21 protein-coding genes are annotated in these 25,396 nt (G+C 74.3%); 14 read left to right on the top strand and 7 right to left on the bottom strand.

Translation table 11 applies throughout. The annotated features are described in order from the left end of the window. The first annotated feature begins 7 nt into the window (after window positions 1-7). The 6 genes from I4I82_RS10780 (at window position 8) to I4I82_RS10755 (ending at window position 7,527) form a co-directional block, all read left to right on the top strand. Window positions 8-535 (top strand): FmdB family zinc ribbon protein, encoded by a 528-nt coding sequence (locus tag I4I82_RS10780; RefSeq protein ID WP_218592616.1) that lies wholly within the window; start codon window positions 8-10, stop codon window positions 533-535. Continuing rightward, window positions 477-3,530 carry an FAD-binding and (Fe-S)-binding domain-containing protein gene (locus tag I4I82_RS10775; protein ID WP_218595671.1) on the top strand — a complete coding sequence of 1,018 codons (3,054 nt, stop codon included), beginning with the start codon at window positions 477-479 and terminating at the stop codon, window positions 3,528-3,530. Before I4I82_RS10780 ends, I4I82_RS10775 begins: the two co-directional genes overlap by 59 nt. A 110-nt stretch (window positions 3,531-3,640) precedes the next feature. After that, window positions 3,641-5,434 (top strand): L-lactate permease, encoded by a 1,794-nt coding sequence (locus tag I4I82_RS10770; RefSeq protein ID WP_218594015.1) that lies wholly within the window; start codon window positions 3,641-3,643, stop codon window positions 5,432-5,434. A gap of 39 nt (window positions 5,435-5,473) precedes the next feature. Further along, window positions 5,474-6,316: a patatin-like phospholipase family protein gene (locus I4I82_RS10765; RefSeq protein ID WP_218595670.1), complete on the top strand. Its 843-nt coding sequence runs from the start codon at window positions 5,474-5,476 to the stop codon at window positions 6,314-6,316. A gap of 15 nt (window positions 6,317-6,331) precedes the next feature. Continuing rightward, on the top strand, window positions 6,332-7,159 hold the full coding sequence (locus I4I82_RS10760) for an aldo/keto reductase (protein ID WP_218594013.1): 828 nt from the start codon (window positions 6,332-6,334) through the stop codon (window positions 7,157-7,159). Window positions 7,160-7,221: 62 nt separating this feature from the next. Further along, entirely contained in the window at window positions 7,222-7,527 is a 306-nt protein-coding gene (locus tag I4I82_RS10755; protein WP_218594012.1) for an adhesin, read from the top strand. Between the two features lie 57 nt (window positions 7,528-7,584). Here the strand turns inward: I4I82_RS10755 and I4I82_RS10750 are convergent, their stop codons facing one another. Together I4I82_RS10750 and I4I82_RS10745 are read right to left on the bottom strand one after the other, a co-directional pair. Beyond that, window positions 7,585-8,130, bottom strand: a complete 546-nt coding sequence (locus tag I4I82_RS10750; protein ID WP_218594011.1) for a hypothetical protein — start codon at window positions 8,128-8,130, stop codon at window positions 7,585-7,587. 49 nt (window positions 8,131-8,179) lie between these two features. Then, window positions 8,180-10,006 carry an Hsp70 family protein gene (locus I4I82_RS10745; protein WP_218595669.1) on the bottom strand — a complete coding sequence of 609 codons (1,827 nt, stop codon included), beginning with the start codon at window positions 10,004-10,006 and terminating at the stop codon, window positions 8,180-8,182. A 19-nt stretch (window positions 10,007-10,025) separates the two neighbouring features. Between I4I82_RS10745 and I4I82_RS10740 the strand changes: the two genes are divergently transcribed. The 5 genes from I4I82_RS10740 (at window position 10,026) to I4I82_RS10720 (ending at window position 16,174) form a co-directional block, all read left to right on the top strand. Next, window positions 10,026-10,688, top strand: a complete 663-nt coding sequence (locus tag I4I82_RS10740) for a DUF3558 family protein (protein WP_308112776.1) — start codon at window positions 10,026-10,028, stop codon at window positions 10,686-10,688. A gap of 159 nt (window positions 10,689-10,847) precedes the next feature. Continuing rightward, window positions 10,848-11,771 carry a hypothetical protein gene (locus tag I4I82_RS10735; protein WP_218594882.1) on the top strand — a complete coding sequence of 308 codons (924 nt, stop codon included), beginning with the start codon at window positions 10,848-10,850 and terminating at the stop codon, window positions 11,769-11,771. A gap of 134 nt (window positions 11,772-11,905) precedes the next feature. Then, the gene (locus tag I4I82_RS10730) at window positions 11,906-12,694 is read left to right on the top strand and encodes an IniB N-terminal domain-containing protein (protein WP_218595667.1); all 789 of its coding nucleotides are present in this window, start codon (window positions 11,906-11,908) and stop codon (window positions 12,692-12,694) included. 100 nt (window positions 12,695-12,794) lie between these two features. Beyond that, the gene (locus I4I82_RS10725) at window positions 12,795-14,678 is read left to right on the top strand and encodes a dynamin family protein (RefSeq protein WP_218595666.1); all 1,884 of its coding nucleotides are present in this window, start codon (window positions 12,795-12,797) and stop codon (window positions 14,676-14,678) included. Next, on the top strand, window positions 14,675-16,174 hold the full coding sequence (locus tag I4I82_RS10720; protein WP_218594634.1) for a dynamin family protein: 1,500 nt from the start codon (window positions 14,675-14,677) through the stop codon (window positions 16,172-16,174). The genes I4I82_RS10725 and I4I82_RS10720 overlap by 4 nt, the downstream gene beginning before the upstream one ends. On the opposite strand, the gene I4I82_RS10715 is transcribed toward I4I82_RS10720, so the two are convergent. The 4 genes from I4I82_RS10715 to I4I82_RS10700 form a co-directional block, all read right to left on the bottom strand. After that, the gene (locus I4I82_RS10715) at window positions 16,164-18,728 is read right to left on the bottom strand and encodes a helix-turn-helix transcriptional regulator (RefSeq protein ID WP_218595665.1); all 2,565 of its coding nucleotides are present in this window, start codon (window positions 18,726-18,728) and stop codon (window positions 16,164-16,166) included. The genes I4I82_RS10720 and I4I82_RS10715 overlap by 11 nt on opposite strands. A gap of 219 nt (window positions 18,729-18,947) precedes the next feature. Next, complete coding sequence (locus I4I82_RS10710; protein ID WP_218594669.1) at window positions 18,948-20,585, bottom strand: ABC-F family ATP-binding cassette domain-containing protein; 1,638 nt, start codon at window positions 20,583-20,585, stop codon at window positions 18,948-18,950. A 34-nt stretch (window positions 20,586-20,619) separates the two neighbouring features. Beyond that, window positions 20,620-21,933, bottom strand: coding sequence for a calcium-binding protein (locus tag I4I82_RS10705; RefSeq protein ID WP_218595664.1), 1,314 nt, complete (start codon window positions 21,931-21,933; stop codon window positions 20,620-20,622). Window positions 21,934-21,953: 20 nt separating this feature from the next. Then, window positions 21,954-22,556, bottom strand: coding sequence for a TasA family protein (locus tag I4I82_RS10700; protein ID WP_218593397.1), 603 nt, complete (start codon window positions 22,554-22,556; stop codon window positions 21,954-21,956). 89 nt (window positions 22,557-22,645) lie between these two features. On the opposite strand from I4I82_RS10700, the gene I4I82_RS34400 reads away from it, so the two are divergent. The 3 genes from I4I82_RS34400 to I4I82_RS10690 all read left to right on the top strand — a co-directional run bounded on the left by I4I82_RS34400 (window position 22,646) and on the right by I4I82_RS10690 (window position 24,235). Next, a complete protein-coding gene (locus tag I4I82_RS34400; RefSeq protein WP_267460610.1) occupies window positions 22,646-22,777 on the top strand; it encodes a hypothetical protein in 132 nt (43 codons plus the stop codon). Continuing rightward, the gene (locus I4I82_RS10695; RefSeq protein ID WP_218593398.1) at window positions 22,774-23,487 is read left to right on the top strand and encodes a PIG-L deacetylase family protein; all 714 of its coding nucleotides are present in this window, start codon (window positions 22,774-22,776) and stop codon (window positions 23,485-23,487) included. The genes I4I82_RS34400 and I4I82_RS10695 overlap by 4 nt, the downstream gene beginning before the upstream one ends. A 214-nt stretch (window positions 23,488-23,701) precedes the next feature. Further along, on the top strand, window positions 23,702-24,235 hold the full coding sequence (locus I4I82_RS10690) for an OsmC family protein (RefSeq protein WP_226369983.1): 534 nt from the start codon (window positions 23,702-23,704) through the stop codon (window positions 24,233-24,235). Between the two features lie 69 nt (window positions 24,236-24,304). Here I4I82_RS10690 and I4I82_RS10685 read toward each other — a convergent pair whose 3' ends face one another. Further along, entirely contained in the window at window positions 24,305-25,390 is a 1,086-nt protein-coding gene (locus tag I4I82_RS10685; RefSeq protein ID WP_226369982.1) for an alkene reductase, read from the bottom strand. Window positions 25,391-25,396 lie beyond the last annotated feature (6 nt).

Genomic DNA, 25,396 nt, shown 5'->3' with positions numbered 1-25,396 from the left:
TGCCGCAGTGCCGATCTACGTCTTCAAGTGCGAGTGCGAGTACCGCTTCGAGTACCTCGCCTCGTTCGACGCCGCCGCCCCCGCCTGCCCGGAGTGCGGCGGTGCCACCCGCAAGATCCCCGCGGGGTTCAGCCTCGGCGGGCAGGCCAGCGCCGGCCTGACCAAGGAGCAGATGCCCCAGACCTGGAAGGGCACCTACAACGGCGACCGCGAGTACGTGACGAAGCTGCGGCGCCAGTGGGACAAGCGCCAGCAGGTCGAGGCGAAGCACCCCGAGATCGCGGGCGACCAGCGGCCGATCATCGCCCACGAGGGGCGCTACCACGCGGCCCCGCTGCGGGCCGGCGACGTCCCGCTGGGCGGGGCGGCGGGGCACGCCACCGCGCCCCGGCCGGCCGCCGACGACGCCGCCGCGGCGGCCCCGCCGAGCACCGGTCACGGGCACGGCCACGGCGGTCACGGTCACGGCCACGGCCATGCGACGAAGCCCACCACGGGGTCGACGGGTGCTTCCCCGGCGGGCGGCTCAGACTGATCCCGTGAGCAGTTCCGACGTCGACGACCTCTCCGCCGCGCTGAGCCGGGCCGTGCGCGGCCCCGTCCGGTTCGACCCCGCCCACCGCGCGATGTACTCCGCGGACGCCTCGAACTACCGGCGCGTGCCGATCGGGGTGGTCACCCCGGTGGACGTCGACGACGTCGAGGCCGCCGTCTCCGTCTGCTCCGCGCACGACGTGCCCGTGCTGCCGCGCGGCGCGGGCACGTCGATCGCGGGGCAGGCGGTCAACACGGCCGTGGTGCTGGACTTCGCCTCGCACCTCGACAAGATCGAGTCGATCGACCCGGAGGCGCGCACCGCACGCGTTCAGCCCGGCGTCGTCCTCGACAAGCTCCGCGACGCCGCGCGCCCGCACGGCCTGACGTTCGGGCCCGACCCGTCGACGCACAACCGCTGCACGCTCGGCGGGATGATCGGCAACAACGCGTGCGGGTCGCACTCGGTGGCGTGGGGCAAGACCGTCGACAACGTGCACGCGCTCGACGTCCTCACCTACCGCGGGCAGCGCCTGGAGCTCGGTCGCGGCGAGCACGGCGCGGGCATCCCCGCTCAGCTCGCGTCGCTCGCCGACCGGCTCGGCGAGCAGGTGCGCACGTCGTTCCCCGACCTGACGCGGCGCGTGTCGGGCTACAACCTCGACCAGCTCCTGCCCGAGAACGGGTTCGACCTCGCGAAGGCGCTCGTCGGCACCGAGGGCACGTGCGCCACGGTGCTGGGCGCCACGGTGCGGCTCGTCGAGTCGCCGGCCTTCCGCGCGCTGGCCGTCCTCGGCTTTCCCGACGCCTACACCGCCGCGGACCACGTCATGCCGATCCGCGAGCTCGGGCCGCTGACGATCGAGGGCATGGACGCCGGCCTCATCGCGGCGCTGCGCGCGGCCAACCCGCTGGAGACCGCGTCGCGCGCGCTGCCCGAGGGCGGCGGGTGGCTCTACGTCGAGACCGGCGGCGCCACGCGCGCCGAGGCCGAGGCCGCCGCGGACGCCGTCGTCGTCGCGATGAAGCCGTACACCCCGCACGCGCTCGTCGTGAGCGACCCGGGCCAGATGAAGGCGCTGTGGCGCATCCGCGAGGACGGCGCCGGCATCCTCACCCGCTCCCCCGACGGTGGAGAGGCGTGGCCCGGCTGGGAGGACGCCGCGGTGCCGCCGGAGAGGTTCGGCGCCTACCTGCGCGAGTTCGACGCGCTGCTGAGCAGGCACGGGCGCCGTGGCGCCTACTACGGCCACTTCGGCGACGGCTGCCTGCACGTCCGGATCGACTTCGACCTGCTCACCCGCGAGGGCATCGCGAACTTCCGCGGCTTCATGGAGGAGGGCGCCGACCTCGTGGTCGCGCACGGGGGCTCGCTCTCGGGCGAGCACGGCGACGGCACGGCCCGCGCGGAGCTGCTCCCGCGGATGTACCCGCCGGAGATCATCGCGGCGTTCGAGGAGTTCAAGGGCATCTGGGACCCCGACGACCGGATGAACCCGGGCTCGGTCGTGCGCCCCAAGAAGATGGACGAGGACCTGCGGATCTTCGTCGGGATGCCGACGATGGTCGACGCCCCGATGCTCGCGTTCGCCCACGACCGCGGCTCGTTCGGGCGCGCCACCCGCCGGTGCCTGGGCGTCGGCAAGTGCGTCACGGAGTCGGGCGGCGTGATGTGCCCGAGCTACCGCGCCACCGGCGAGGAGATGCACTCCACCCGGGGCCGCGCGCGGCTGCTGTTCGAGATGGCCAACGGCGAGGTGATCAAGGGCGGCTGGGACTCCACCGAGGTCGACGACGCGCTCGACCTGTGCCTGTCCTGCAAGGGCTGCAAGCGCGACTGCCCCGTCGGCGTCGACATGGCGGCGTACAAGACCGAGTTCCTGGCGCAGCGCTACCAGGGCAAGGTGCGCCCCGCGTCGCACTACTCGATGGGAGCGCTGCCGCGCTGGATGCGGATCGTCGGGAAGCTGCCCGCGGGCGTCGTCGACGTCCTCAACGCCGCGGCCCGCAGCCCGCTCGCGGCGCTGGCCAAGCGCGCGGGCGGCATCACCCCGGAGCGGGCGATCCCGCCGATCGCGCGCACCCCGTACACGCGGACGGGCGCGGGGCCGGGGGCCGGTGCGCGCCTGGGGGCGCGGGTGCGGGCCGGGCTGCCGGGGCCGGTGCGGCGGCGGCTGCCCGGAGTCAGCGGGGCCACCCCTGCGCAACAGGACGTCAGCAAGGTGGCCTTGCTGCAGGACGGCAGGACGGGGCCGGGCAGCCGCGGCCGGATCCTGCTCTGGCCCGACACCTTCACCAACCACTTCGACCCCGCCATCGCCGTCGACGCCGTCGCGGTCCTGGAGCGGCTCGGCTACACCGTCGAGCTGCCGCCCCGCGACGTCTGCTGCGGTCTGACCTGGACCTCCACCGGCCAGGTCGACGCCGCCCGCCGCGTCCTGCGCCGCAGCCTGCGCACGATCGAGCCGTGGCTGGCGGCGGGCGTGCCCGTCGTCGGGCTGGAGCCCTCCTGCACCGCCGCGCTGCGCGCCGACGGCCCGGAGCTGCTGCCCGACGAGCCGCTGGCCGCCGCGCTGTCCACCGGGGTCCGGACGTTCGCCGAGGTGCTGGGCGAGCACGTCGACGAGCTCGCCGCCGCGGCCACCGGGCCGGCGCGCAGGGCATTGGTGCAGGTCCACTGCCATCAGCACGCCGAGCTCGGCACCGACGACGACCGCGCGGTCATGGCGGCCATCGGCGTCGATGCCGAGGTGCTCGACTCCGGCTGCTGCGGCCTCGCCGGCAACTTCGGTTTCGAGAAGGGCCACTACGACGTGTCGATGGCGTGCGCGGAGCGGGTGCTGCTGCCCGCGGTGCGCGCCGCGGACGCCGACGTCGACGTGCTCGCCGACGGCTTCTCCTGCCGCACGCAGCTGCGCCAGGCCGGCACCCGCGAGCCGGTGCACCTCGCCCAGCTCGCCGCCCGCGCGCTCGGAGTGTTCCGTGATGCGGAATAGGTAGGTCACGAAACGAAATGGATCGCCTCCCTCGAGTTGTCCCGTGGGTCCGATGATGTGACGCTCCGTCCGACCGGATCGGGCCGGTCACCCGTCGGAGGGACGTCAGAGTGGACAACCTCGCCCTGCTGAGCCTGGCTGCGCTCGCACCGATCCTGGTGGTCGCCGTACTGCTCGTCGGCCTGCGCTGGCCGGCCAAGTACGCGATGCCGGTCGGATTCGCCGCCGCCGTGATCGTCGGAGCGCTGGTCTGGGGCATGGACGCAGCGGTGCTCGCCGCGGCGAGCGTCGAGGGCCTGGTGATCGCGATCGGCCTGCTGTACATCATCTTCGGGGCGCTGCTGCTGCTGCAGACGCTCACGGCCAGCGGCGCGCTGGCGACCATCCGGGCCGGGTTCACGACGGTGAGCGCCGACCGCCGCGTCCAGGCGATCATCATCGGCTGGTTGTTCGGATCGTTCATCGAGGGCGCGTCGGGTTTCGGTACGCCCGCCGCGGTGGTCGCGCCGCTGCTGCTCGCGCTCGGGTTCCCGGCCATGGCGGCGGTGATGGTCGGCCTGGTCATCCAGAGCACGCCGGTGAGCTTCGGCGCGGCCGGCACTCCGGTGCTGACCGGGCTGGGCCAGGGCCTGGCCGGCGACGGCGCCGTCGAGGCGCGGATCGGCGTGCTGGGCCTGGACATGCCCGGCTACCTGCAGGTGCTCGGTCTGCAGGTGGCCTCGATCCACGCGGTCGTCGGCACGCTGATCCCACTGTTCCTGGTCTGCATGCTGACCGGCTTCTTCGGCGGCCGCTTCGTCGACGGGCTCAAGGTGTGGCCGTTCGCGATCTACGCCGCGCTGGCGATGACCGTGCCGTCGGTGACGGTCGCGGCAGTGCTCGGGCCGGAGTTCCCGTCGCTCCTGGGTGGCCTGATCGGCCTCGCACTGGTCATGTTCACCTCCAGCCGCGGCTTCCTGATGCCGAAGGACATCTGGGACTTCCCGCCGCGCGAGCGTTGGTCGGACCGCTGGACCGGCAACCTGGAGGCCGACGCATCCACCGTCGCCGGCGCGAAGATGAACATCTGGCTGGCCTGGTCGCCCTACGTCATCGTGGCGGTCCTGCTCGTGCTGACGCGGACGGTCGAGCCGGTCACGGACTTCCTGACCGGTGTCACGATCGGCTTCGACGACATCCTGGCCACGGGCATCGGCGAGTCCCTGCAGGTCGTGTACCTGCCCGGCTTCATCTTCATCGTGGCCTGCCTGATCACCTACGGGCTGCAGCGGATGCGCCCGGCCCAGATCGCGCAGTCCTGGCGGATCGCCGGCAGCCAGTTGGCCGGTGCCGCGGTGGCGCTGCTGTTCGCCCTGCCCCTGGTGCGCATCCTGATCAACTCCGGGCCCGACTACAACAGCACCGGCTTCTCGAGCATGCCGATCACCCTCGCCGAGGGGGCGTCGGCGCTGACCGGCTCGGCGTGGCCGCTGCTGGCTCCCTGGATCGGCGCGCTCGGTGCGTTCATCGCCGGCAGCAACACGGTGTCCAACCTGACGTTCTCGTTGTTCCAGTTCGCCACGGCGGAGCACATCGGCGCGAGCCAGGAGACGGTCGTGGCGACCCAGGCGGTCGGCGGCGCGGCCGGCAACATGATCACCGTGCACAACGTGGTCGCGGCCTCGGCCACGGTCGGGCTGCTGGGCAGGGAGGGTGACCTGATCCGGATGACGATCATCCCCACCGTCTACTACTGCCTGTTCGCGGGCGGGCTCTCGTTCGTGTTGATCAACGGCGTGGGCCTCAACGCCGGGACCGCGCTGCTCGTCGCGCTGGCGGTCGTGCTCGTCGCGATCGTGGTCCGGATCGCCCGCCAGACCCCGTCCGACCGCCTCACCCCCGCCGGGGGGACCACGACGGGATGACGACGGCGGCCCGGCGCGGGCCGTGCGACGATCGCCGCCATGAACGGACGCACGCTGGTCCTGGGCGGCGGCGGGATCACCGGGATCGCCTGGATGCTCGGCCTGCTGGCCGGGGTCGCCGAGCGCGGCGTCGACCTCCGCGCCGCCGACGACGTCGTCGGCACCTCGGCCGGGTCGGTGGGGGGCGCACAGCTCGCCACCGGCGTCGACGTCGAGGAGCGCTACGCCGCCCAGCTCGCCGACCCGACGGGCGAGGTGGCAGCCGGGATCGGGAAGGGCGGGCTGCTGCGCCTGGGCCTGACGCTGGTCGGCTCCCGCGACCCGCAGCGGCTGCGCGCCCGCATCGGGCGGTTCGCCCGCGGCGCGGCGACGATGCCCGAGTCCGAGCGCCTCGCGGTGATCGGGGCGCGCCTGCCGGTGCAGGAGTGGCCGCAGCGCTCGCTGCGGATCACCGCCGTCGACGCCCACGACGGCGCCTTCCGCGTCCTCGACCGCACCTCGGGCGTGCCGCTCGTGCACGCCGTCGCGTCGAGCTGCGCGGTGCCCGGCGTCTACCCGCCCGTCACCACCGGCGGCACCCGCTACATCGACGGCGGCGTGCGCTCGCCCGTCAACGCCGACCTGGCAGCCGGCTCGGAGCGGGTCGTCGTGCTCGCGCCGATCGTCCGCGGTCTCGGGCCGCAGGGCGGCGTCGCGCCGCAGGTGGAGGGGCTGCGGGCGGCCGGGTCGCGGGTCGTGCTGGTGTCACCCGACCCCGCCGCCGTCGCCGCGATCGGCCGCAACGTGCTCGATCCCGCGCGCCGCGCCGCCGCCGCACGGGCCGGGCGCACCCAGGCGGCCGACGTGACCGATGCCATCGCGGCGATCTGGACGGCTGGATAACGGGTACTCGCGAGCATGGCTCAGGTACCCAGCTTCCGGCTCAACAGCGGCGTCGAGATCCCCCGGTTCGGGTTCGGCGTCTTCCAGATCGACCCCGGTGACGTGGGCCCCGCGCTGGGTGCGGCGTTCGAGGCCGGCTACCGGCACGTCGACACCGCCCAGATGTACCGCAACGAGACCGAGGTCGGGCAGGCCATCGCCGCCTCCGGTCTGCGGCGCGACGAGGTCTTCGTGACCACCAAGCTCGACAACGACCGGCACGGCCACGACGAGGCCGTCGGCGCGCTGGGCGAGAGCCTCGAGCGCCTCGGGCTCGACCACGTCGACCTGTTCCTCATCCACTGGCCGCGGCCGTCGGAGGGCCGGTACGTGGAGACGTGGAAGGGCTTCGAGAAGCTCGCCTCCGACGGGCGGACGCGCGCGATCGGCGTCTCGAACTTCCAGATCCCGCACCTGGAGCGCCTGGCCGCCGAGACCGGCACCGTGCCCGCCGTCAACCAGATCGAGCTGCACCCCCGCCTCCCGCAGGAGGAGCTGCGCGCCTACCACCGCGAGCACGGCATCGCGACGGAGGCGTGGAGCCCCATCGGACAGGGCGGCGACCTGTTGAGTGACGAGCGTCTCGTCTCCCTCGGCGAGAAGTACGGCAAGACCCCCGCGCAGATCGTCCTGCGGTGGCACGTCGAGCTCGGCAACATCGTGTTCCCGAAGTCGGTGACACCGTCCCGGATCAGGGAGAACATCGAGGTCTTCGACTTCGAGCTGGCCCCCGCCGACATGGCGACCATCGGCGAGCTCGACACCGGTGAGCGCATGGGGCCCGACCCCGACGAGTTCGGCTGAGGGTGGCTCCCGGGCCCGCCCCGCCCTGCGGGACGGGCTCACCGCCCCTACGGTCGACGCCCATGCTGGCAATCACCGATATCGCGGCCGAAGCCATCAAGTCGCTGACCACCGACGCCGAGCTGCCCGACGGGGGCGGCCTGCGCATCGCTGCGCCGAGCCCGGACCAGGGCCTCGAGCTGTCCCTGGCGGGGCAGCCGGCCGCCGACGACGTCGTGCTGTCGGGGGACGGCGTCGCCGTGTTCCTGGAGCCGGTCGCGGCGCAGGTCCTCGACGACAAGGTGCTCGACGTCCAGCCCGTGGCGGGCGCCGACGGCGAGCAGGAGCTGCGGTTCGCCATCGGCCCGCAGCAGCAGCCGGAGGCGTGATCGCGCACCACGACAACGAGAGGGCGTCCCGTGAAGCGGGGCGCCCTCTCGGCGTCGCTACCGCCGCTTGATCGCGAACCAGTTGTTGGCGTCCGGCAGGTACATCATCACCGTCCCCGCCGCTCCCAGCGCCGCGTTGACCACCAGCAGGCCGAGCGCGAGCGGGGACACGACGTCCACCGCCAGCACGATCTCGACGACCACGACGGCGATGAGCAGCACGAGCACGACACGTGCGGCGCCTCGGCCGGCCCGCATGGCCGTGGCCGTGATGCCGGTGAGCACGCTGACCACGAACGCCCCCCCGATGAGTACCCCGGTGGCGGCGGCGACGGCCCGGTCGCGCGTCACGGCGGACTCGTTCGGGAAGTCCCGATCCACGGTCGCCCGGACCGCGCCCTGCACGCCGTCGAGGTCGATGAGCATGGCCAGGGCCGCCAGCAGCCCGACCGCGGCCGCCGCCGTCCACAGCCCGTAGGCCACGACGACGGAGCCCGCCCGCTGCGTGATGACCTCCGACGGGCGCTGGCGGAACTCGAACCGGGGGCGCCCCGGCGGTTCGGGCGCCGGGATCGGCGACGTCTCCGGGTCGGGGGGGCTCACACGATCACTGTATCCGCACGGTCGGCCACTGATGGTGAAGGTGTACCGCTCAGGGGGACGGTTCGGCGCCGGCCGTGGTGGTCGCCGCGGCGGTCGTGCTGGTGTCGACGGGTGCGGATTCGACCGACGGTGCGGGGTCGGTGGGCTGGGGGTCGGAGGGTGCGGGGTCGACCGGTTCGGGATCGGTGGGTGCGGGGTCGACCGGTTCGGGATCGACCGGTGCGGGGTCGGTGGGTGCGGGGTCGACCGGTGCGGGGTCGACCGGTGCGGGGTCGGGGAGAGTTGTCTCCGGCTCACCGTCGGTGATCGAATCGGCAGTCGGAGCCGCAGGGGTCGTCCCCGGGGCGGGGGTGGCCGGCGTGGCGGCACCGGGGGTGGCGGCGGGAACCGCTGCGCCGGGCGTCGGGACGACCGCCGACGCCCCGGTGGCGCCGGTCGGTGTGTTGCGCGCGGCCGGCCGGACCGGCGCGGCGACGGCATCGGGCCGTCGCGGACCGGGGGTGGTGGTGTCCGCGGCGGGTGCACCGGTCCACGGGTCGAGGGCGGGCGGGACGTCGAGGGGGGCGTCGGCCTGCGCCACGGAGTGGCCTCCTGCGGAGTTCGACACCGGCACGACACCGGTGGCGAGCGTCGCGGAGAGGGTGAACGTGGCGGCCACGGCGATGGAGGCGGCCAGCACGAGGGTGCGCCTGCGCCGCACCGGCGACCCGTCCTCGTCGTCGTCGTCGGGCGGGGCGTCGAAGGCGACCGGAGGGGTCTCGGGCAGGGCGTCGAGCAGTTCGACCACGACGGGCTCGAGCGGCCCGCGGGCGGCGAGCGCCGCACCGGAGGCCACGACGGCCTTGGGGTCGGAGTCGACGGCGATCGAGCGGCCCAGCTCGGCGGAGACCATCTGGGAGACCAGTGGGATCCGCGAGGATCCGCCGACCAGCAGCACCGCGTCGAGGTCGCCGGGGGCGAGCCCGGCCGAGTCGATGGCCCGGCGCAGCGCCTCGACGGTCTCGCCGACCGGCGGGCGGATCATGTCCTCGAACTCGGCGCGGCCCAGTCGCACCTCGGTGTGGATGCCGGGCAGCATCACCGGGATCAGCACCTCGGTGTCGGCCGAGAGCGCCTCCTTCGCCGCGGTGCACTCGCGACGCAGCCCGGCGACGGCCGACTGCACGCGGGGATCGGCCGGGTCGAGCTCGGCCCATGCGTGTCCCAGTGCGGTGCGGACGTGGTCGAGCACGGCGTCGTCGAAGTCGACGCCGCCGAGGCGCTCGATGCCGGCCGGCCGGCCGAGCAGCGCGAAGGTGCCGTCGTGGAGCTTGCGCACGACGGCTGCGTCGAACGTGCCCCCGCCCAGGTCGTAGACGCCGACGACGCCCCCGGCGTCGATCCGCTCGGTACCGGCGTACCCGATCGCCGCGGCCTGCGGCTCGGACAGGAACTCGACGTGACCGAGGCCGTGCCCGGCCAGCGCCGCGGCGAAGGTGGCCCGCTTGTACCCGCCCCACTCGACGGGATGGGTCACGGTGACGCGGTCGGCGGGCCCGCCCTCCCGGGCTGCGACCTCCTCGACGACCCAGGAGAGGAAGCGGGCGGACAGCTCGTGCGCGGCGATCTCGGAGCCGCCGATGTGCAGCGGCGTGCCGTCGCCGATGCGCCGCTTGAACTCGCGGGCGATACGCCGGGGCTCGGTCAGCGCGCGGCGCAGCGCCGCCTCGCCGACGATCATGGTCCCGTCGGGGCCGAGGAAGATCACCGATGCGATGGCGCTCGACGCGTTGCCCAGCGCGACGACCTCCGGGCGCTCCTGCCCGTCGCGACACACGGCCGCGGCGGTGTAGGTGGTGCCGAGATCGACGCCGAGCTGGTAACGCGTCCGGGGCATCGGGACCTCTCCTGGTGGGGTGTGGTCTGGACCACGCGGGGATGCTCCGTTCATCGCCCGTGTTGCGGCGCCGTTACGGGCCTGGGGCCCGGATCGCCCGATCGTGCTACCTGCTCACGCAGGGTGTTCGACCCCCGTCGCCGGGCTCGGTGGGCGGCCCGGGCAGTATCCGCACGGACGGACCGGGGGGAAGCGCATGCGCAGGTCGACGGCGGTGGTGGCGGTGCTGCTCGCGCTGGCCGGGTGTGGATCGGGCACACCTGAACTGCCGGCCATCGACGAGCCGCGCGAGATCCGTGCCGTCGATCCGTGCTCGTTGATGGACGCCCGCGCGCTCGGCGACTCCCGTCTCTCCGGTCCTGGAGTCGCGGGCACGGGTCCGGAGGGGCCGCGGTGCGAGTGGGCGGGGGAGCCGGGCCGTCGTCTGGCGGTGACGCTGTTCGCCGGGGAGGGCGGGTTGGCCACGCTCGCCGACAACAGCGCCCCCACGACGACCCGGGTCCGGCTCGACGGCTACCCGGCCCTGGAGACCTTCACCGGTGCCGGCGAGTTCTGCCAGTACGACGTCGGGATCGCGCCGGACCAGGTGGTGCTGATCGCGCTGGACGGCGGCGTGCCGGACTCGTGCACGGAGCTGCAGGAGATCGCCCCCGGCCTGCTCGACCGGCTCCCCGCGGCCTGACCCGACCCCATGGGGGTCGCCCCGGGGTGTCCCCATGGGGGTCCCGCGGGGCTTCGGGCGCTTCCCCGCTGACCGTGCCCGGCTGCCGCCCTAGCTTTGCGGCAAGCCACCACCGGCCGGCGCCGCAGCGGCGCTCCTCCTCCAGACGGGACCACGACCATGGGCTACGCGGACAAGTACAAGGACTACTACAACAACCAGCAGGCCCCGACCTTCGTCTACAGCCCGGAGACGGTGCTGATCAACGACGTCAGCCAGGGTGCGGGGGGCGGCAACGGTGGCGCCAGCGGCGACGCGCTCAACGTCGGTCAGACCGGCAACGGCGGCGCCGCCGACGACGGTGGCAACGGCGGCGACGTCGACCTGAGCAACGACGACACCGGCGTCGGCGGCGACGGCGTCGGCGGCGAGGGTGAGGGTGGCGACGTCGCCGGCCTGCTCGGGCTCGGACTGGGCAACCTGGGTCTCGGTGGCGCGGGTGTCGGCGGCCTCGGCCTCGGCCTCGCGGGCAACGCCAACAGCGGCGACGGCGGCGACGGCGGCGACAGCGAGGGCGGCGACGGCGGCGACCTGGACCAGGACGCCGACACCGGCAACGGTGGCAACGGCGGTGCCGGCGGGACCAACGGCAACCTGAACTTCCAGAGCGTCGAACACAACCTGGCCTTCGGCCCGGGTGCCTTCGGCATCAACGAGGACTCGTTCAACGAGGACAACGACGGTGTCGACCTCAAGGATGCCGACATCACCGACTCCAACTTCGCCTTCGGCAACGGCAACGCGGTCGGCAACACCATCCTGAACCAGACCGAGATCACCCGGATCGACGACTCGTTCAACACCGACAACAGCGTCGACATCGACCTGGAGAACATCGGCAACGACTACTCCACCGACATCGAGGACGCCTTCAACGGCAACATCATCGGCGACGACAACATCGGTGACGACGACAACTCGTCCTCGGTCGACGGCGACAACAACGTCGGCGGCAACGACAACGACCTCCTCGACACCGACCTGCTCTCCGACCTCGACGTGGACGTCGACCTCTCGGCCCTCAACGGCTTCCTCGGCAACTGACGGGGCACCGGGTACGGCGACACGGTCCCGCCGCACTCCGGCGGCGGGACCCGTGCCGCTCCTGCTGAACCCCGGCCGCCCGGCCGGACCCGACCGTCGGCCGGGCCCGAGAAACACCCACGGAGGTGAACGAGATGCTCTCCCTTTCCTCACTGATCGACTTCCTGCTCGGCCTGCTGCGTGACGAGGACGCCCAGGCGGAGTTCGAGCGCGACCCGCAGGGCATGCTGGCCCGGCACAACCTCGAGGGCGTGACCGCCCAGGACGTCCGCGACGTCCAGCCCCTGCTGGCCGACTGCAGCGGCGTGTCCTACCGGGGCGGCAGCGACCGCGACGGGGGCGGTCACTCCGGGGGCGGTCACTCCGGGGGCGGCCACTCCGGGGGCGGCCGCGACCGGGGCGACCACGACCCCGGCGGCGCGCACCGCTCCTACCAGCACGACGACGACCCGGTGCGGGTCATCCACCACGTCCAGCAGACCCACCACGTGGAGCGTGAGGTGGTGGTCCGCAACGAGCACCACACCACGCAGGAGATCGAGTACAAGCAGTACAACACCGAGTACAACTACGTCGACAACAGCGTGCACGTCGCCGAGGGCGGGACGTACATCAACGACTCGTACAACCAGGACAACGACGGCGTCGACCTCAAGGGGGCCGACGTCGTCGACTCCAGCGTCGTGGTCGGCGACGAGAACACGGTCGGCAACACCGTCGTGACGACCGAGGAGACGACCACCGTCACCGACTCGTTCAACGAGGATGCCAGCGAGGAGATCATCGTGGTCGACTCGGGCAACGACAACTCCACGACGGTGCAGCAGACCACGGGTGAGTCGATCAACGGCTCGTACGACCCGGTGCCGGCGAGCACCACGTCGAGCGAGCCCGACCTGGCCGACGACCCGTCCGCGGCCTGACCGCACCGCCGCGAACGGCGCGGCAGCGCCCTCCCCCGTCCGGGGGAGGGCGCAGCCGTGCCCGGCGCCCATGACCCACAATCGGCTCGTGGAGGAACCCGTGGAACGTCCGCTCACGGTCAAGGCCATCGACCTGGCCCTGTCCACCATCTCCCGGTACGGACGGGCCGACCTCGAGGACCGACTGCGGCAGGCCCGGGCCCGGCTGCTCGACGACCACGTCCGCGTGCTCGTCGTCGGGGAGTTCAAGCAGGGCAAAAGCATGCTGGTCAACGCCCTGCTCAGCGCCCCGGTCTGCCCGGTCTTCGACGATGTCGCGACGTCGGTCTCCACCGTCGTCGGATTCGCCGAGCAGCCCGAGCTCACGCTGGTGCGCCCGGGCGGAGGCGACGACCCCGCGGGGGAGCACCGCACCCGTCGCACCGACATCGCGCTGCCGGAGCTGTCCGAGGTCGTCGCCGGCTACGTGACCGAGGCGAAGAACCCGCAGAACGCCCACGGGCTCAGCCACGTCGAGATCGGGATCCCGCGCAACATCCTGCGGGCGGGCCTGCAGGTCGTCGACACACCGGGGGTCGGGGGCCTGACCTCGGTGCACGGCGCCGCCACCATGGCCGCGCTGCCCTCGGCCGACGCCGTACTGCTCGTGTCGGACGCCTCGCAGGAGTACACCGCTCCCGAGCTGGAGTTCCTGCGCGCCGCGATCCGCCTGTGCCCCAACGTCGCCTGCATCCTCACGAAGACCGACATGTACCCGGAGTGGCGCCGCATCGCCGAGCTCGACCGCCGCCACCTGGCCGACGCCGGGATCGCCGCCGAACTGATCGCGGTGTCGTCCGCGGTCCGGTGGCAGGCGGTCCTCGGCGACGAGTCGGTCAACGAGGAGTCGGGCTTCCCGCGCCTGGAGGCGTACCTGGCCGAACGGGTGCTCGGCCAGGCCGACCTGCTCTCGCGCCGGTCCACCGTGCACGACGTCATCGCCGTCACCGACCAGCTGTGCGACGGCCTGCGGTCCGAGGAGGCGTCGCACCGCGACCCCGAGGGAGTCCAGGAGCTGATCCGCACGCTGCGGAGGTCGCAGGAGCGCGCGGCGGCGCTCAAGGAGCGGTCGGCCCGCTGGCAACTGACCCTCAACGACGGCGTCGCCGACCTCAACACCGACGTCGAGCACGACCTGCGGGACCGGATGCGCGAGATCACCCGGCTCGCGGAGGAGGAGGTCGACGACGGAGGCGACCCCACGAAGACGTGGGACCAGCTCTCCGGCTGGATCGAGCAGCAGGTCGCCTCGGCCGCGTCCACCAACTACCTGTGGGCGACCCAGCGGGCGCGCTGGCTGGCCCAGCAGGTGGCGACGCACTTCGCCGAGGACCGCGAGGCGGCGCTGCCCGCACTGCGCACCGAGGCATCGGCTGCCGTGGGCGCCGCCCGGGAGATGCGGGTGCGCGAGACCGAGCCGTGGAACCTGGGCCAGCAGGCGCTGGCCGGCCTGCGGGGCGGCTACATCGGCGTGCTCATGTTCGGGCTGATCGGCACCATGGTCGGGATGAGCCTGATCAACCCGTTCTCCCTGGGGGCGGGCCTGCTGCTGGGTGGGAAGACCATCAGTGACGAGCGCAGGCGCATCGTCGGCAGGCGCCAGGCCGAGGCCAAGACCGCGATCCGCCGCTACGTGGACGACGTCACCTTCCAGGTGGGCAAGGACTCGCGAGACATGCTCCGCGACGTCCAGCGCGACCTGCGCGACCACTACAGCGAGCTCGCCGAGCAGCTCAACCGCTCCCTCAAGGACTCGCTCGGCACGGCGGAGAAGTCGGTCCGGACGACCGAGGGCGAGCGGGCGAAGCGCCTCAAGGAGATCCCGGTGGAGCTGGCGGCGCTGGAGAAGCTCCAGGCGCGGGTCCGGACGCTCGTGCCGTCGGCGGACCGGCCACCCGCGGTACGGGCGCAGGGGGCCGGTGAGCCGGTGACGTCCGCCCGATGACGGTGGCCGGGCGGGCGTCGCCCCGGTCGCTGACCGACGCGACTCGCGAACTCGTCCTCGACGCCGTCGAGGTCTACCGGGACGATCCGGCCACCGCCGAGTGGCTCCGCCGGCAGGCCGAGCGGCTCGACGAACCCCTGCGGCTCGCGATCGCGGGCAAGGTGAAGGCCGGCAAGTCGACGCTGCTCAACGCGCTGGTCGGTGAGCAGCTCGCGCCCGTCGACGCCGGGGAGTGCACCAAGGTCGTCACCTGGTACCGCGACGCCCTGCGGCCGGAGGTGCGGATGGTCGGCGCGGACGGGTCCGTCACGGATCTGGCGGTGGACCGCCGCGCCGGCGCGCTGGTGATCGACCTGGGCGGGGCGGCCGCCGACGACGTCGAGATGATCGTGGTCGACTGGCCGTCGCAGAGCCTGCGGATCGCCACCCTGATCGACACGCCCGGCCTGGCGTCGCTGTCGACCGAGGTCGGGCGGCGCACCGTGCGCTTCCTGCACCCCGACGACGAGCGGCCCACGGAGGCCGACGCCGTCGTCTACCTGATGCGCCACCTGCACGTCGCCGACGCGCAGTTCCTGGAGGCGTTCCGCGGGCTCGGTGTGGCTCGGACGGCGTCGGTGAACTCGCTCGCGGTGGTCTCGCGGGCCGACGAGATCGGCGGCGGGCGGGTCGACGCGATGGTGTCGGCGCGGGCCATCGCGCGGCGCCTGCGATCCGATCCGACACTGCAGGGGCTCGCGCAGAACATCGTCGCGGTGGCCGGGCTGGTGGCCGAGACCGGTCGCACTCTGCGGCAGACCGAGTTCGCCGCGCTCGCCGTGCTGGCCGCGCAGCCGAGGGAGGACCTCGAGCGCTCGCTGCTCACCGTCGACCGGTTCACCGCCCCCGACGCCGGTCCGGCCGGTGGGCTGCCCGTGGACGTACGTCGCGGGCTGCTGCGCCGGTTCGGGGTGTTCGGCCTGCGCCTGTCGACGACGCTGATCAGACAGGGCGTCGGCACCCCTGCGGCGCTGGCCGCCGACCTGGTGCAGCGCAGCGGGCTCGGCGAGCTGCAGGCGGCGCTGGACAACCAGTTCATCGAGCGCCGTGAGGTGCTCAAGGCCCGTTCCGCCCTGCTCGCCGTGCACCAGGTGGTGCAGGAGGACCCGGTGGCGGGGTCGCGGACGCTCGCCGCCGAGCTCGAACGCCTGCTCACCGGGGCCCACGAGTTCGCCGAGCTGCGCCTGCTCGGGGAGCTGCGGTTCGGTTCGGTCGCGCTGCCCGGGGCGCTGGCCGCGGAGGGGACCACCCTGCTGGGCGACGCCGGTGCCCGGGCCGCGTCGCGGCTGGGCCTGGCGCCCGACGCGTCGCGCCCGGAACTGCGTGAGGCGGCACGCGACGCGCTGCACCGCTGGCAGGAGCACGCCGAGAACCCGATGCTCGACCGCTCGGTGTCCGCTGCGTGCCGGACGGTCGTACGCACCTGCGAGGGGCTGCTCGCCGACCTCAGGGATTGACGCCCTCGGGGTGCACGCCCTCCGGTCGGGCGGCGGGCTCCTCGAGCGCGGTCTGCAGCAGGGCGAACAGTTCGTTGCGGGTGGCCACGCCGAGGCGCTGGCGCATCCGGGCGACGTAGTGCTCCACGGTCTTGGCCGCGATGAACAGCCGGGTGCCGATCTGCTTGTAGGTCAGCCCGTCGAGGATGAGGCGACCGATCTCGAGCTCGCGTTCGGTGAAGGTCGGGTCCGGGGCCTGCGGGGCCGGGACGTCGGCCGCCGGCGTCACCGGCGCCGGGTCTGCCGGGCTCCCGAGCGAGCGGGCGAAGGCGTGCAGGCTCTGCGCGGCCCGCCGGTCGGCGCTCGCCGCGGCGGCCCGGCCGGCGAGCTGGGCGGCCTCCCAGACCAGCCCCGTCGTCTCCATCCGACGGCCGACGGCGATGACGTCGCAGACCTCCGGGCTCCCGTCGAGCACGGACGACCAGCAGGCGGCCGCAGCGGCGAGCACCTCGGTGTACGGCGACGACGCGGCGAGGCGACCCAGTGCGGTCGCGTGCCCGGCGACCTCGTCGTGACGACCGGCGACGACGGCGGCCTGGAGGCGCCACCACAGCGTCGGGGCCGTCCACAGCGCGGGACGTCCGAGCCGGTCGAGCAGGTCGTCGAGGTCCTCCGCCTGCCCTGCGAGCCAGTGCGCCTCCCCGATCTGCTCGGCCGCGACGGAGAGCTCGCCGAGCACCGGGACCAGGGTCAGATCGACGGGCTGGCGCAGCAGCGCGTCGCGGGCCCGGTCCCAGGCGGCCCCCATCGCGGCACCGTCGTCACGCCGGCGGGCGAGTGCGATGTCGAGCGCGGCGGCGAGGAGGGCGTCGCGCGAGTCCGGCGGGGTCTCCTGGCGCAGGACGCGGCCCACCAGTGCCGTCGGCGGGTCGAGCGTGCCCCGGCACATCAGGACCCAGCCCAGCAGCAGGCGGTGCCGCAGCACCGCGACACGTCCCCCGTGCCGGCCCTCGATGGCCCGGCGCAGCGTCGACTCGGCGATCGTGGGCTGCCCGGACAGGGTCGCGACGACGGCGGTCAGTGCCGCGGGGGTGTCGGGGAGCAGGCTCGTGCCGGCGACGGGTTCGAGCATCGCGGTGGCCTGGGCGAGCCGGGACAGGGCAGCCGTCGAACCGATGACGGTCCCGACCATGCCGCGGCCGATCATCGTCGCCGATCCCTCCAGGAGGGTGCCGGGTCCGTCGGTGCCCTCCGCGGCGTCGAGCGTCGCACGGGCCTCGTCGATCCGTCCGAGCGAGAGCAGGCCGGGGACGGCCAGCACCGCCGACGAGGCCGGCAGGGTGCGCAGCAACTCGACGCTGCGCCCCGGCAGCCCGCGGTGGGCCAGTGCGGCGGCCGCGGCGAGGGTGGCGGGGTGCCGGTCGGGGGCGTGCGGGTCGGCGAGGGTCGCGTCGGCGTGGCGCAGGGCCTGCGTGAGATCGCCCTCCAGCGCCAGCGCGTGCGAGCGGCGCCCGGCCAGCTCCCGCTGCGGCCGCCCCGCGTCGACGGCGGCTTCCAGCAGTTCGGCGCAGAGCGAGGAGGATTCCGCCGCCGCCTCCTCCGCCGCGGCGACCAGCACCTCGGCGATCCGCCCACCACCGGCCCCGGTGCCCAGCAGCCGTCGCCCGGCGGCCAGGACCGACCCGCCGCGGGCGAGCTCGAGGGTGGCGAGCCGTCGGTGCAGGTCGTGGGTGCGCAGTGCGGGCGTCAGCCGCAGGAACAGGGCACCGATCAGGGGGATCAGTGTGCCGGTGTCGGTGAGCAGACCGGTGGCGCGGGCCGCCTCGACCGTGGGCCCGAACTCGGGGACGGGCTGGTCGAGCAGCTGCGCCAGGACGTCGCTGTCGAGGGTCGCACCGTGGGCCATCGCGGTGAGGAGCTCCTGCACCGGCGCCGGCAGCGCGTCGACGCGATGGCGCAGCCGCTCGGCCAGAGCGACCGAGACCGTGATCCGCTCGGGTGCGCGGAACCGCGCGGGCTGGCGGGCGTCGACGAGCCCCGACTCGATGAGGCCCTGCGCCACGAGGTCCACGAGTGCGGGCAGGCCGCCCGACTGCGTGTGGACGAGCTCGACCATCCGTTCGGGCGCGGGCGCCCCCAGCCGCTGCGCGACGCGGTCCGCGACCGCCCGCCGGCCGAGGTGCCCGACGACCGCGACGACGCGCCGCGCACCGACGTCGGCGCACAGGCGGGTGAGCCCGTCGGGGCGCGGCCACGGCCGGTGCGCCATGACGACCCGGGCTCCGGGCGAGCGGACCAGGGCGTGCAGCGCGTCGATGCGGTCGCGGTCGAGCAGGTGCGCGTCGTCGACGAGCACGACCCCGTCGACGTCGTGGGACACGGCCGGATCCCGCGGGCCGCTGCGGTGCACCGTCACCCCGGCTGCGGCGTAGTGCCCGGCGAGCACGTCGAGCAGCATCGACTTGCCGGTTCCGCCGGGGCCCAGGACGCCTGCGACGAGCGGGTCGCGCGGATGGTCGGACACCCACCGGGCGAGCGTGGCACCACCGGGCGGGTCCGCGTCGCCGGACGTCACGGGTCGGGACGGTCTCGTGGCCGTGTCGACTGCACCCATCTGCCGGCGCCTCCACTTCGTGGTGTCGCACCGCCACGGGGACGGGCTCCACCCCGCATATCGGGTGGGTCCGCGACGGCATTACGGATCCCGGGCAAGCAGCCCCGTACGTGCCCACATCGGACACGTGGAGTGACGACGACTCCGTCCGAGGCGCCCGAACGGTCTCATCAGGACGGCTCAGGACGCGATCAATCGCCCTTCGTGCACGGTCCAACGTCGGGTGGTGCGGACCGACTCCAGCATCCGGCGGTCGTGCGTCACGAGCAGCACGGTGCCGCCGAAGCCGTCGAGCGCCTGCTCGAGCTGCTCGATGGCGGGCAGGTCGAGGTGGTTGGTCGGCTCGTCGAGCACGAGCAGGTTGACCTCCCGCGCCTGCAGCAGCGCCAGCGCCGCCCGCGTGCGCTCGCCCGGCGACAGCGACGCGGCCGGGCGCGGCGCGTGGTCGCCGGTGAGCCCGAACTTCGCGAGCAGCGTGCGCACGTCGGACTCCGCCCAGTCGGGCACGGCGTCGCCGAACGCCCGCGCGAGCGGCTGGGGGCCGAGGAACAGCCCGCGGGCCTGGTCGATCTCCCCGACGCGGACGCCGGACCCGAGTCCCGCCGAGCCCTCGTCGACGGGGATGCGCCCGAGCAGCGCGCCGATCAGGGTGGTCTTGCCCGCACCGTTGGCCCCGGTGATGACGACGCGGTCGGCCCAGTCGACCTGCGCGTCGATCGGCCCGAGCGTGAACGAGCCGCGCCGCACGACCGCCCCCGTCATCGACGCGACGACGGTGCCCGAGCGCGGCGCCGCGGCGATCGTCATGCGCAGCTCCCACTCCTTGCGGGGCTCCTCGACGACGTCGAGCCGGTCGATCATCTTCGCGGTCTGGCGGGCCTTCGCGGCCTGCTTCTCGCTGGTCTCGGCGCGCTTGTTCCGACCGATCTTGTCGTTGTCGGTCGACTTCCGGCGCGCGTTGCGCACGCCCTGGGCCATCCAGTTGCGCTGCATCTGCGCGCGGTCCTTGAGCGAGCCGAGCCTGTCGTCGTACTCCTCGTAGGCCTCGCGGGCGTGCCGGCGCGCCACCTCCCGCTCGGCGAGGTAGCTGTCGTATCCGCCGTCGTAGACGCCGACCTGCTGCTGGGCGAGGTCGAGCTCCACGACCCGGGTGACGGTCCGGGCGAGGAACTCCCGGTCGTGGCTGACGACGACCGCCGGCGCCCGCAGCCCCTGCACGAACCGCTCGAGCCGCTCCAGGCCGTCGAGGTCGAGGTCGTTGGTGGGCTCGTCGAGCAGCAGCACGTCGTAGCGGGAGAGCAGCAGCGCGGCGAGCCCGGCGCGGGCGGCCTGCCCGCCCGACAGCGCCGTCATCGGCGCCTCCGGGTCGACGCCCAGCCCCACCTCCGCGGCGACCTCGCCCGCGCGCTCCTCCAGGTCGGCACCGCCGAGGGCGAGCCAGCGGTCGAGCGCTGCGGCGTAGGTGTCGTCGGCGCCGGGGGCGCCCTCGCCGAGCGCCTCGGCGGCGGCGTCCATCGCCGCCTGCGCGGCCGCGACACCGGTGCGCCGGGCGAGGAACGCGGCCACGGTCTCGCCGGGGCGGCGGTCGGGCTCCTGGGGGAGGTGCCCGACCGTGGCGTCCGGCGGGCTGAGCGAGACGCGCCCGCCCTCGGGGTCGAGCTCGCCCGCGAGCAGGCGCAGCAGCGTGGACTTGCCGGCGCCGTTGGCCCCGACGAGCCCGACGACGTCGCCGGGGGCGACGACCAGGTCGAGCCCGGAGAACAGCACGCGGGCGCCGTGGCCGGCGGCGAGGTCGGTGGCCTGCAGGGTGGCGCTCATGTCGCGGGAAACGCTACCCGCCGGGCCGGGGCCGCTACCCGGTCCCCTCGGGCGGCGCCGGGTCGGCGGTGCCCTCCTGCTCGGGGACCGGCGCTGCGGGCACCGGCTCCGGCACCGGTTGCGGCACCGACTCCGGGACGGGCGGCGGTTCGGCGGGGGCCGGAGCCGGTTCCGGGGCGGGTTCCACCGGGGCGGGCTCGGCCGGGGCCGGTTCCGGAGCCGGAGCCGGTTCCGGTGCGGGGACCGGCGCGGGGGCCGGTTCGGCCGGGGCCGGTGCGGGCGCGACCGGAGCCGGAGGGGGCGCCGGCAGCGTGCACGCGGTGACGGTGTCGGCCGGATCGGCGTCGCAGGTGCCGCCGTCGGCCTGGCCGTCGAGGACGTCGGCGCCCGCCCCGCCGGTCAGCTCGTCGGGACCGGCGCCGCCGAGCAGCCGGTCGTCGCCCGCGCCGCCGGTGAGCCGGTCGGCGCCGTCGCCGCCGAGCAGCACGTCGTCGCCGCCCGCGCCGTCGAGCACGTCGGCGCCGCCCCCGCCGACGAGGCAGTCACCCGCGCCGGAACCGGTGACGACGTCGTCGCCCGCGGTGCCCTGCACCAGGAACGGCCCCGGGGCGCCCGGGCGGTCCTCCGTCGCGACGAACCGCGGCCGGTCGGGCGTCAGCACCACGGTCTCGGCGTACGTGCCGGTGCACTCCGCGGGAGGTGGCGCGGGCGCCGCGGCGCGCGCCGCGGCCGGGGCGGCCACGGCGAGGGACCGCGGCCCGATGACGCCGGTCGTGGTGATCGAGATCGTGCCGGTGACCCGGTCGGTGAAGCCGCCGACGGCCCGGACGACCACCGCGGCCCTCTCCGACCGGCTCACCAGCCCCAGGACCTGGCCGGTGAAGGACACGGTCACCGGCACGACGGTCGTCGTCCCCGGGTTGACCGTCGTCACGAGCGTGCGGGCGGTGCCGTCGAGCAGCGAGCAGTAGGACACGGCCGGCCGGCTGCCCAGCGCGATCGTGAGCGTGCCGATGAGCCCGCCGTCGGACCAGGTCGAACCGCTGCGCGTGCACGAGGTGGCCGTCGCCCCCGAGGGCAGCTGGAACTGCACGGTGGCGGGCACCGTGCCCCGGTAGTCGACCGTCATGTTCACCGTGCGGGTCGTGCCCGACCGCATGCCGGCGAAGTCCAGCACCAGCGGCGTGCTCCGCCCGCCGAGGACGACGGTGGCGGCGCGCGCCGTCCCGCCGCCGCCCTTGTCGGAGTCGGAGAACGCCGCCAGGGTGCCGCCGCCGAACACGAATGCGGCACCCGTGGCGGTGATCGCCAGGACCAGCACTACGGCGAGTACCGTTTTCCGTCGCATGATCGGCCCCCCACCCCGGATCAGGACTGGGTCAGGGTGTAATTCGAACTCAGCGTGACGCGGTCGCCCTGGACCTTGTTGTTCTCCGTTCCGGAGAGGTTCGGCAGCTCGAACTCGAGGACGTACTCGCCGGTCGCTCCGGCGCCGAGCGGGAGCTGGCCGAACCCGGTCTCGGCGAACTTCGCCAGCGTCACCGGGGGCGTCGCGGCGGCGACGCCCGGCCCGCTGAGGATCGAGATGGTGAGCTGGTCCTGGAGGTCGCCGCCGGTCGCGCACGCTCCCTGCGCCTTCCCCTCGGCCTCGGCCTCCGGCTCGGTGCAGGTCACGTCCGCGCCCGAGAGCTGGAGCGTGCTGGCCAGCGTGCCCGGGATGCTTCCGGTGTTGTTCAGGGTGATCGTCGAGGTCGAGGTGTACCCGGGAGCGATGTTCTCGCCCGAGAACAGCGTGACGCCGCCGGAGCCGCCGACCGTGAGGTCCAGCGTGCCGGCCTCCACGGTGCCGCCGGGTCCGGTCTCGGTGTCGCTGAACGCGGCGTAGGTGCCGGCGCCGATCGCGGCGGCGGCGAGCGCGACGGCCGCGATGCCGATTCCGAGTCTGATCTTCTTGTTCTGCAGTGCAGTCATGGCGACATTCACCAGGAGCACCGCCGGAATCGCCCCCCGGAATCACCGATCGGGTGGACGAATGGCGCGGATCCGCCACCCCCGGGTCCGTGCGCGCACCACGCGCACCCGTCGGCCTGTTGGTCGGGGGCGGGGTGCTGCTGCTCCTGCTCGGCGCCGGACTGCTGCTGCCCGCGGCCCGCTCCCGCGCCGACGACCGAGGGGCCAGGATGTCGCCATGATCTACGAGCCCGTGCCCGAGGACTGGACCCGCGCGCTGGCCGTGGTGGCCCACCCCGACGACCTGGAGTACGGCGGGGCATCGGCCGTCGCGCGGTGGACGTCGCAGGGCAAGCACGTGACGTACCTGCTGGTCACGCGCGGGGAGGCGGGGATCGACACGGTGCCACCCGCGGAGTGCGGGCCGCTGCGGGAGGCCGAGCAGCGGGCCGCGGCCGCGGCGGTGGGCGTCGACGTCGTGGAGTTCCTCGACCACCCCGACGGGTTGATCGAGTACGGGGTGCCGCTGCGCCGCGACATCGCCGCGGGCATCCGCCGCAACCGCCCCGAGCTCGTCGTCACCGGCAACTTCCGCGACACCTGGCCCGGCGACGTCGGTCTCAACATGGCCGACCACACCGCCACCGGCCGGGCGGTGCTCGACGCGGTCCGCGACGCGGGCAACCGCTGGCTGTTCCCCGAGGCCGGCGAGCCGTGGGGCGGGGTGCGGTGGGTGGCGGCCGCGGCGTCGCCGCGCAACAGCCACGCCGTCGACGTCGACGGCTACTTCGAGCGCGGCGTCGCCTCCCTGGCCGCGCACCGCGCCTACCTCGCCGCGCTCGGCGGCGACATGTCGGACCCCGAGGGGTTCCTGCGCCCGATGGCCGAGGCCGACGGCGCGCGGCTGCCCGGGGCGCGCCTCGCCACGGCGTTCGAGCTGATCGCGATGTGAGACGGGGGTTGACTCCGCCGGTCGCGCCGTGTGGGCTCGGGCCGTGTTCTCCCGCCGTCGACACGTCGACCTCTGCCGCACCCAGGCCGCGCTCTGTCGGTGACTCCCCGGCGTCCGTGACGCCGCCCGTCCCGCAGATCCGAGACACCCCCCTACTTCCCAGGGTCCGTCCGGCGTGCCCGCACGTCCGGACCGGACCCGGACGGAGACCCCTGTGACCAGCACCGAGACGACCAGCACCGATACCCGTGACGACGCCCTGCGTGCCGTCATCGCCGCCACCGAGGCGGCCGTCACCGACAGCCCCGACAGGGCGCTCGCCCTGTTCCGCACCACCGGTACGGGCGGGGCGGGCGTCGTGTCCGACATCCGCGCCGGCCGCCACGACCTCCGCGTCGACGAACCGCCCGCGCTCGGCGGCCAGGGTGCCGCGCCCAACCCCGTCGAGTACGCCCTGGCGGCGCTGTTGTCCTGCCAGGTCGTGACCTACCGCTTCTGGGCCGCGAAGCTCGGCATCCCGCTCGACGACGTGTCGGCCACGATCGAGGGCGACCTCGACGTCCGCGGCTTCTTCGGCTTCGACGACGCCGTGCGCCCGGGCTTCGGCGAGGTCCGGGTCGTCGTCGACCTGCAGGGCCCGGCGACGCGGGAGCGCTACGAGGAGCTGCGCGCCGCCGTCGACGAGCACTGCCCGGTGCTCGACCTGTTCAGCCGGCCCACGCCGGTGACGACGCGCCTGGCCGACTGACCTCGGACACGCCGACGGCGGGCGACCCCGGGTAGGGGTGCCCGCCGTCGTGAACCCTCGCCGCGGGGATCAGCCCGCGAGACGGGGGTAGTCGGTGTAGCCCTCGGCGCCGCCGCCGTAGAAGGTCGACGGGTCGGGCTCGTTGAGCTCGCTGCCGCGGGTCCAGCGCGTCACGAGGTCGGGGTTGGCGATGAACGGGCGCCCGACCGTCACGGCGTCGGCGACGCCGTCGGCCACGATGCGCCCGACCGCGTCGCGGTCGCTGTCGACGGCGAACCCGGTGTTGAGCACGAGCACGCCCGGCCAGACCGCCCGCAGCTTGCCGACGATCGGGTCGTCGGCCTCGGCGAGCAGGTGCACGTAGGCGAGGCCGAGGTCGGCGAGCTGCGCGACGAGGGTCTCGTAGACCGAGACGTCGTCCTCGGTGATGTCGTTGTAGGGGTTCGCGGGGGACAGGCGGATGCCGACACGGTCGGCGCCGACGGCGTCGGCCGTGGCCTTCGCGACCTCCACGACGAAGCGCGCGCGGTTCTCCGCCGGCCCGCCGTAGGCGTCGGTGCGGTCGTTCACGCCGTCGGCGAGGAACTGGTGCAGCAGGTAGCCGTTGGCGGCGTGCAGCTCGACCCCGTCGACGCCGGCGCGGATCGCGCGGCGGGCGGCGTCGGCGAACTCGGCGGCCACGCCGGGCAGCTCGTCGGTGGCGAGCGCGCGGGGTGCGGAGTGGGCCTGCGGGCCCTCGGTCGTGAAGATCTCGCCCTGCGCGGGGGTGGCCGTGGAGGACACCGGGGTGGCGCCGTCGATCGTGCCGGTGTGGGAGATGCGGCCGGCGTGCATGAGCTGGACGACGAGCGTGCCGCCCTCGGCGTGCACGGCGTCGGCGACGCGCGTCCAGCCGGCCTCGTTGGCGTCGGTGACGACCCCGGCGGTGTTCGGGTAGCCCTGGCCGACGGCGGAGGGCTGGCTGCCCTCGGTGATGACGACGCCGGCACCGGCGCGCTGGCGGTAGTACTCGACGGAGAGGTCGTTGGGGGTGCCGTCGGCGTCGGCGCGGTTGCGCGTCAGCGGCGCCAGCCACACGCGGTTCGCGGCGCGCAGGGCGCCGGCGGTGACCGGTTGCAGGAGGGGGCTGTCGGACGGGAGCGGCTGGTGGGTCACGTGATG

Origin of the sequence: Pseudonocardia oceani (assembly GCF_019263585.2) — a bacterium.
In the GTDB taxonomy this organism is placed as follows: Bacteria; Actinomycetota; Actinomycetes; order Mycobacteriales; family Pseudonocardiaceae; genus Pseudonocardia; species Pseudonocardia oceani.
The sequence above is the reverse complement of the archived record's forward strand: the minus strand, read 5'-3'. Positions and strand labels throughout refer to the sequence as shown.

Bases quoted from the DNA above. Each gene is read 5' to 3' on its own strand.
- I4I82_RS10775 (WP_218595671.1), top strand. From the start codon at position 477: ATGCGACGAAGCCCACCACGGGGTCGACGGGTGCTTCCCCGGCGGGCG.
- I4I82_RS10765 (WP_218595670.1), top strand. From the start codon at position 5,474: ATGAACGGACGCACGCTGGTCCTGGGCGGCGGCGGGATCACCGGGATC.
- I4I82_RS10760 (WP_218594013.1), top strand. From the start codon at position 6,332: ATGGCTCAGGTACCCAGCTTCCGGCTCAACAGCGGCGTCGAGATCCCC.
- I4I82_RS10755 (WP_218594012.1), top strand. From the start codon at position 7,222: ATGCTGGCAATCACCGATATCGCGGCCGAAGCCATCAAGTCGCTGACC.
- I4I82_RS10745 (WP_218595669.1), bottom strand. From the start codon at position 10,006: ATGCCCCGGACGCGTTACCAGCTCGGCGTCGATCTCGGCACCACCTAC.
- I4I82_RS10735 (WP_218594882.1), top strand. From the start codon at position 10,848: ATGGGCTACGCGGACAAGTACAAGGACTACTACAACAACCAGCAGGCC.
- I4I82_RS10730 (WP_218595667.1), top strand. From the start codon at position 11,906: ATGCTCTCCCTTTCCTCACTGATCGACTTCCTGCTCGGCCTGCTGCGT.
- I4I82_RS10720 (WP_218594634.1), top strand. From the start codon at position 14,675: ATGACGGTGGCCGGGCGGGCGTCGCCCCGGTCGCTGACCGACGCGACT.
- I4I82_RS10710 (WP_218594669.1), bottom strand. From the start codon at position 20,585: ATGAGCGCCACCCTGCAGGCCACCGACCTCGCCGCCGGCCACGGCGCC.
- I4I82_RS10705 (WP_218595664.1), bottom strand. From the start codon at position 21,933: ATGCGACGGAAAACGGTACTCGCCGTAGTGCTGGTCCTGGCGATCACC.
- I4I82_RS10700 (WP_218593397.1), bottom strand. From the start codon at position 22,556: ATGACTGCACTGCAGAACAAGAAGATCAGACTCGGAATCGGCATCGCG.
- I4I82_RS10695 (WP_218593398.1), top strand. From the start codon at position 22,774: ATGATCTACGAGCCCGTGCCCGAGGACTGGACCCGCGCGCTGGCCGTG.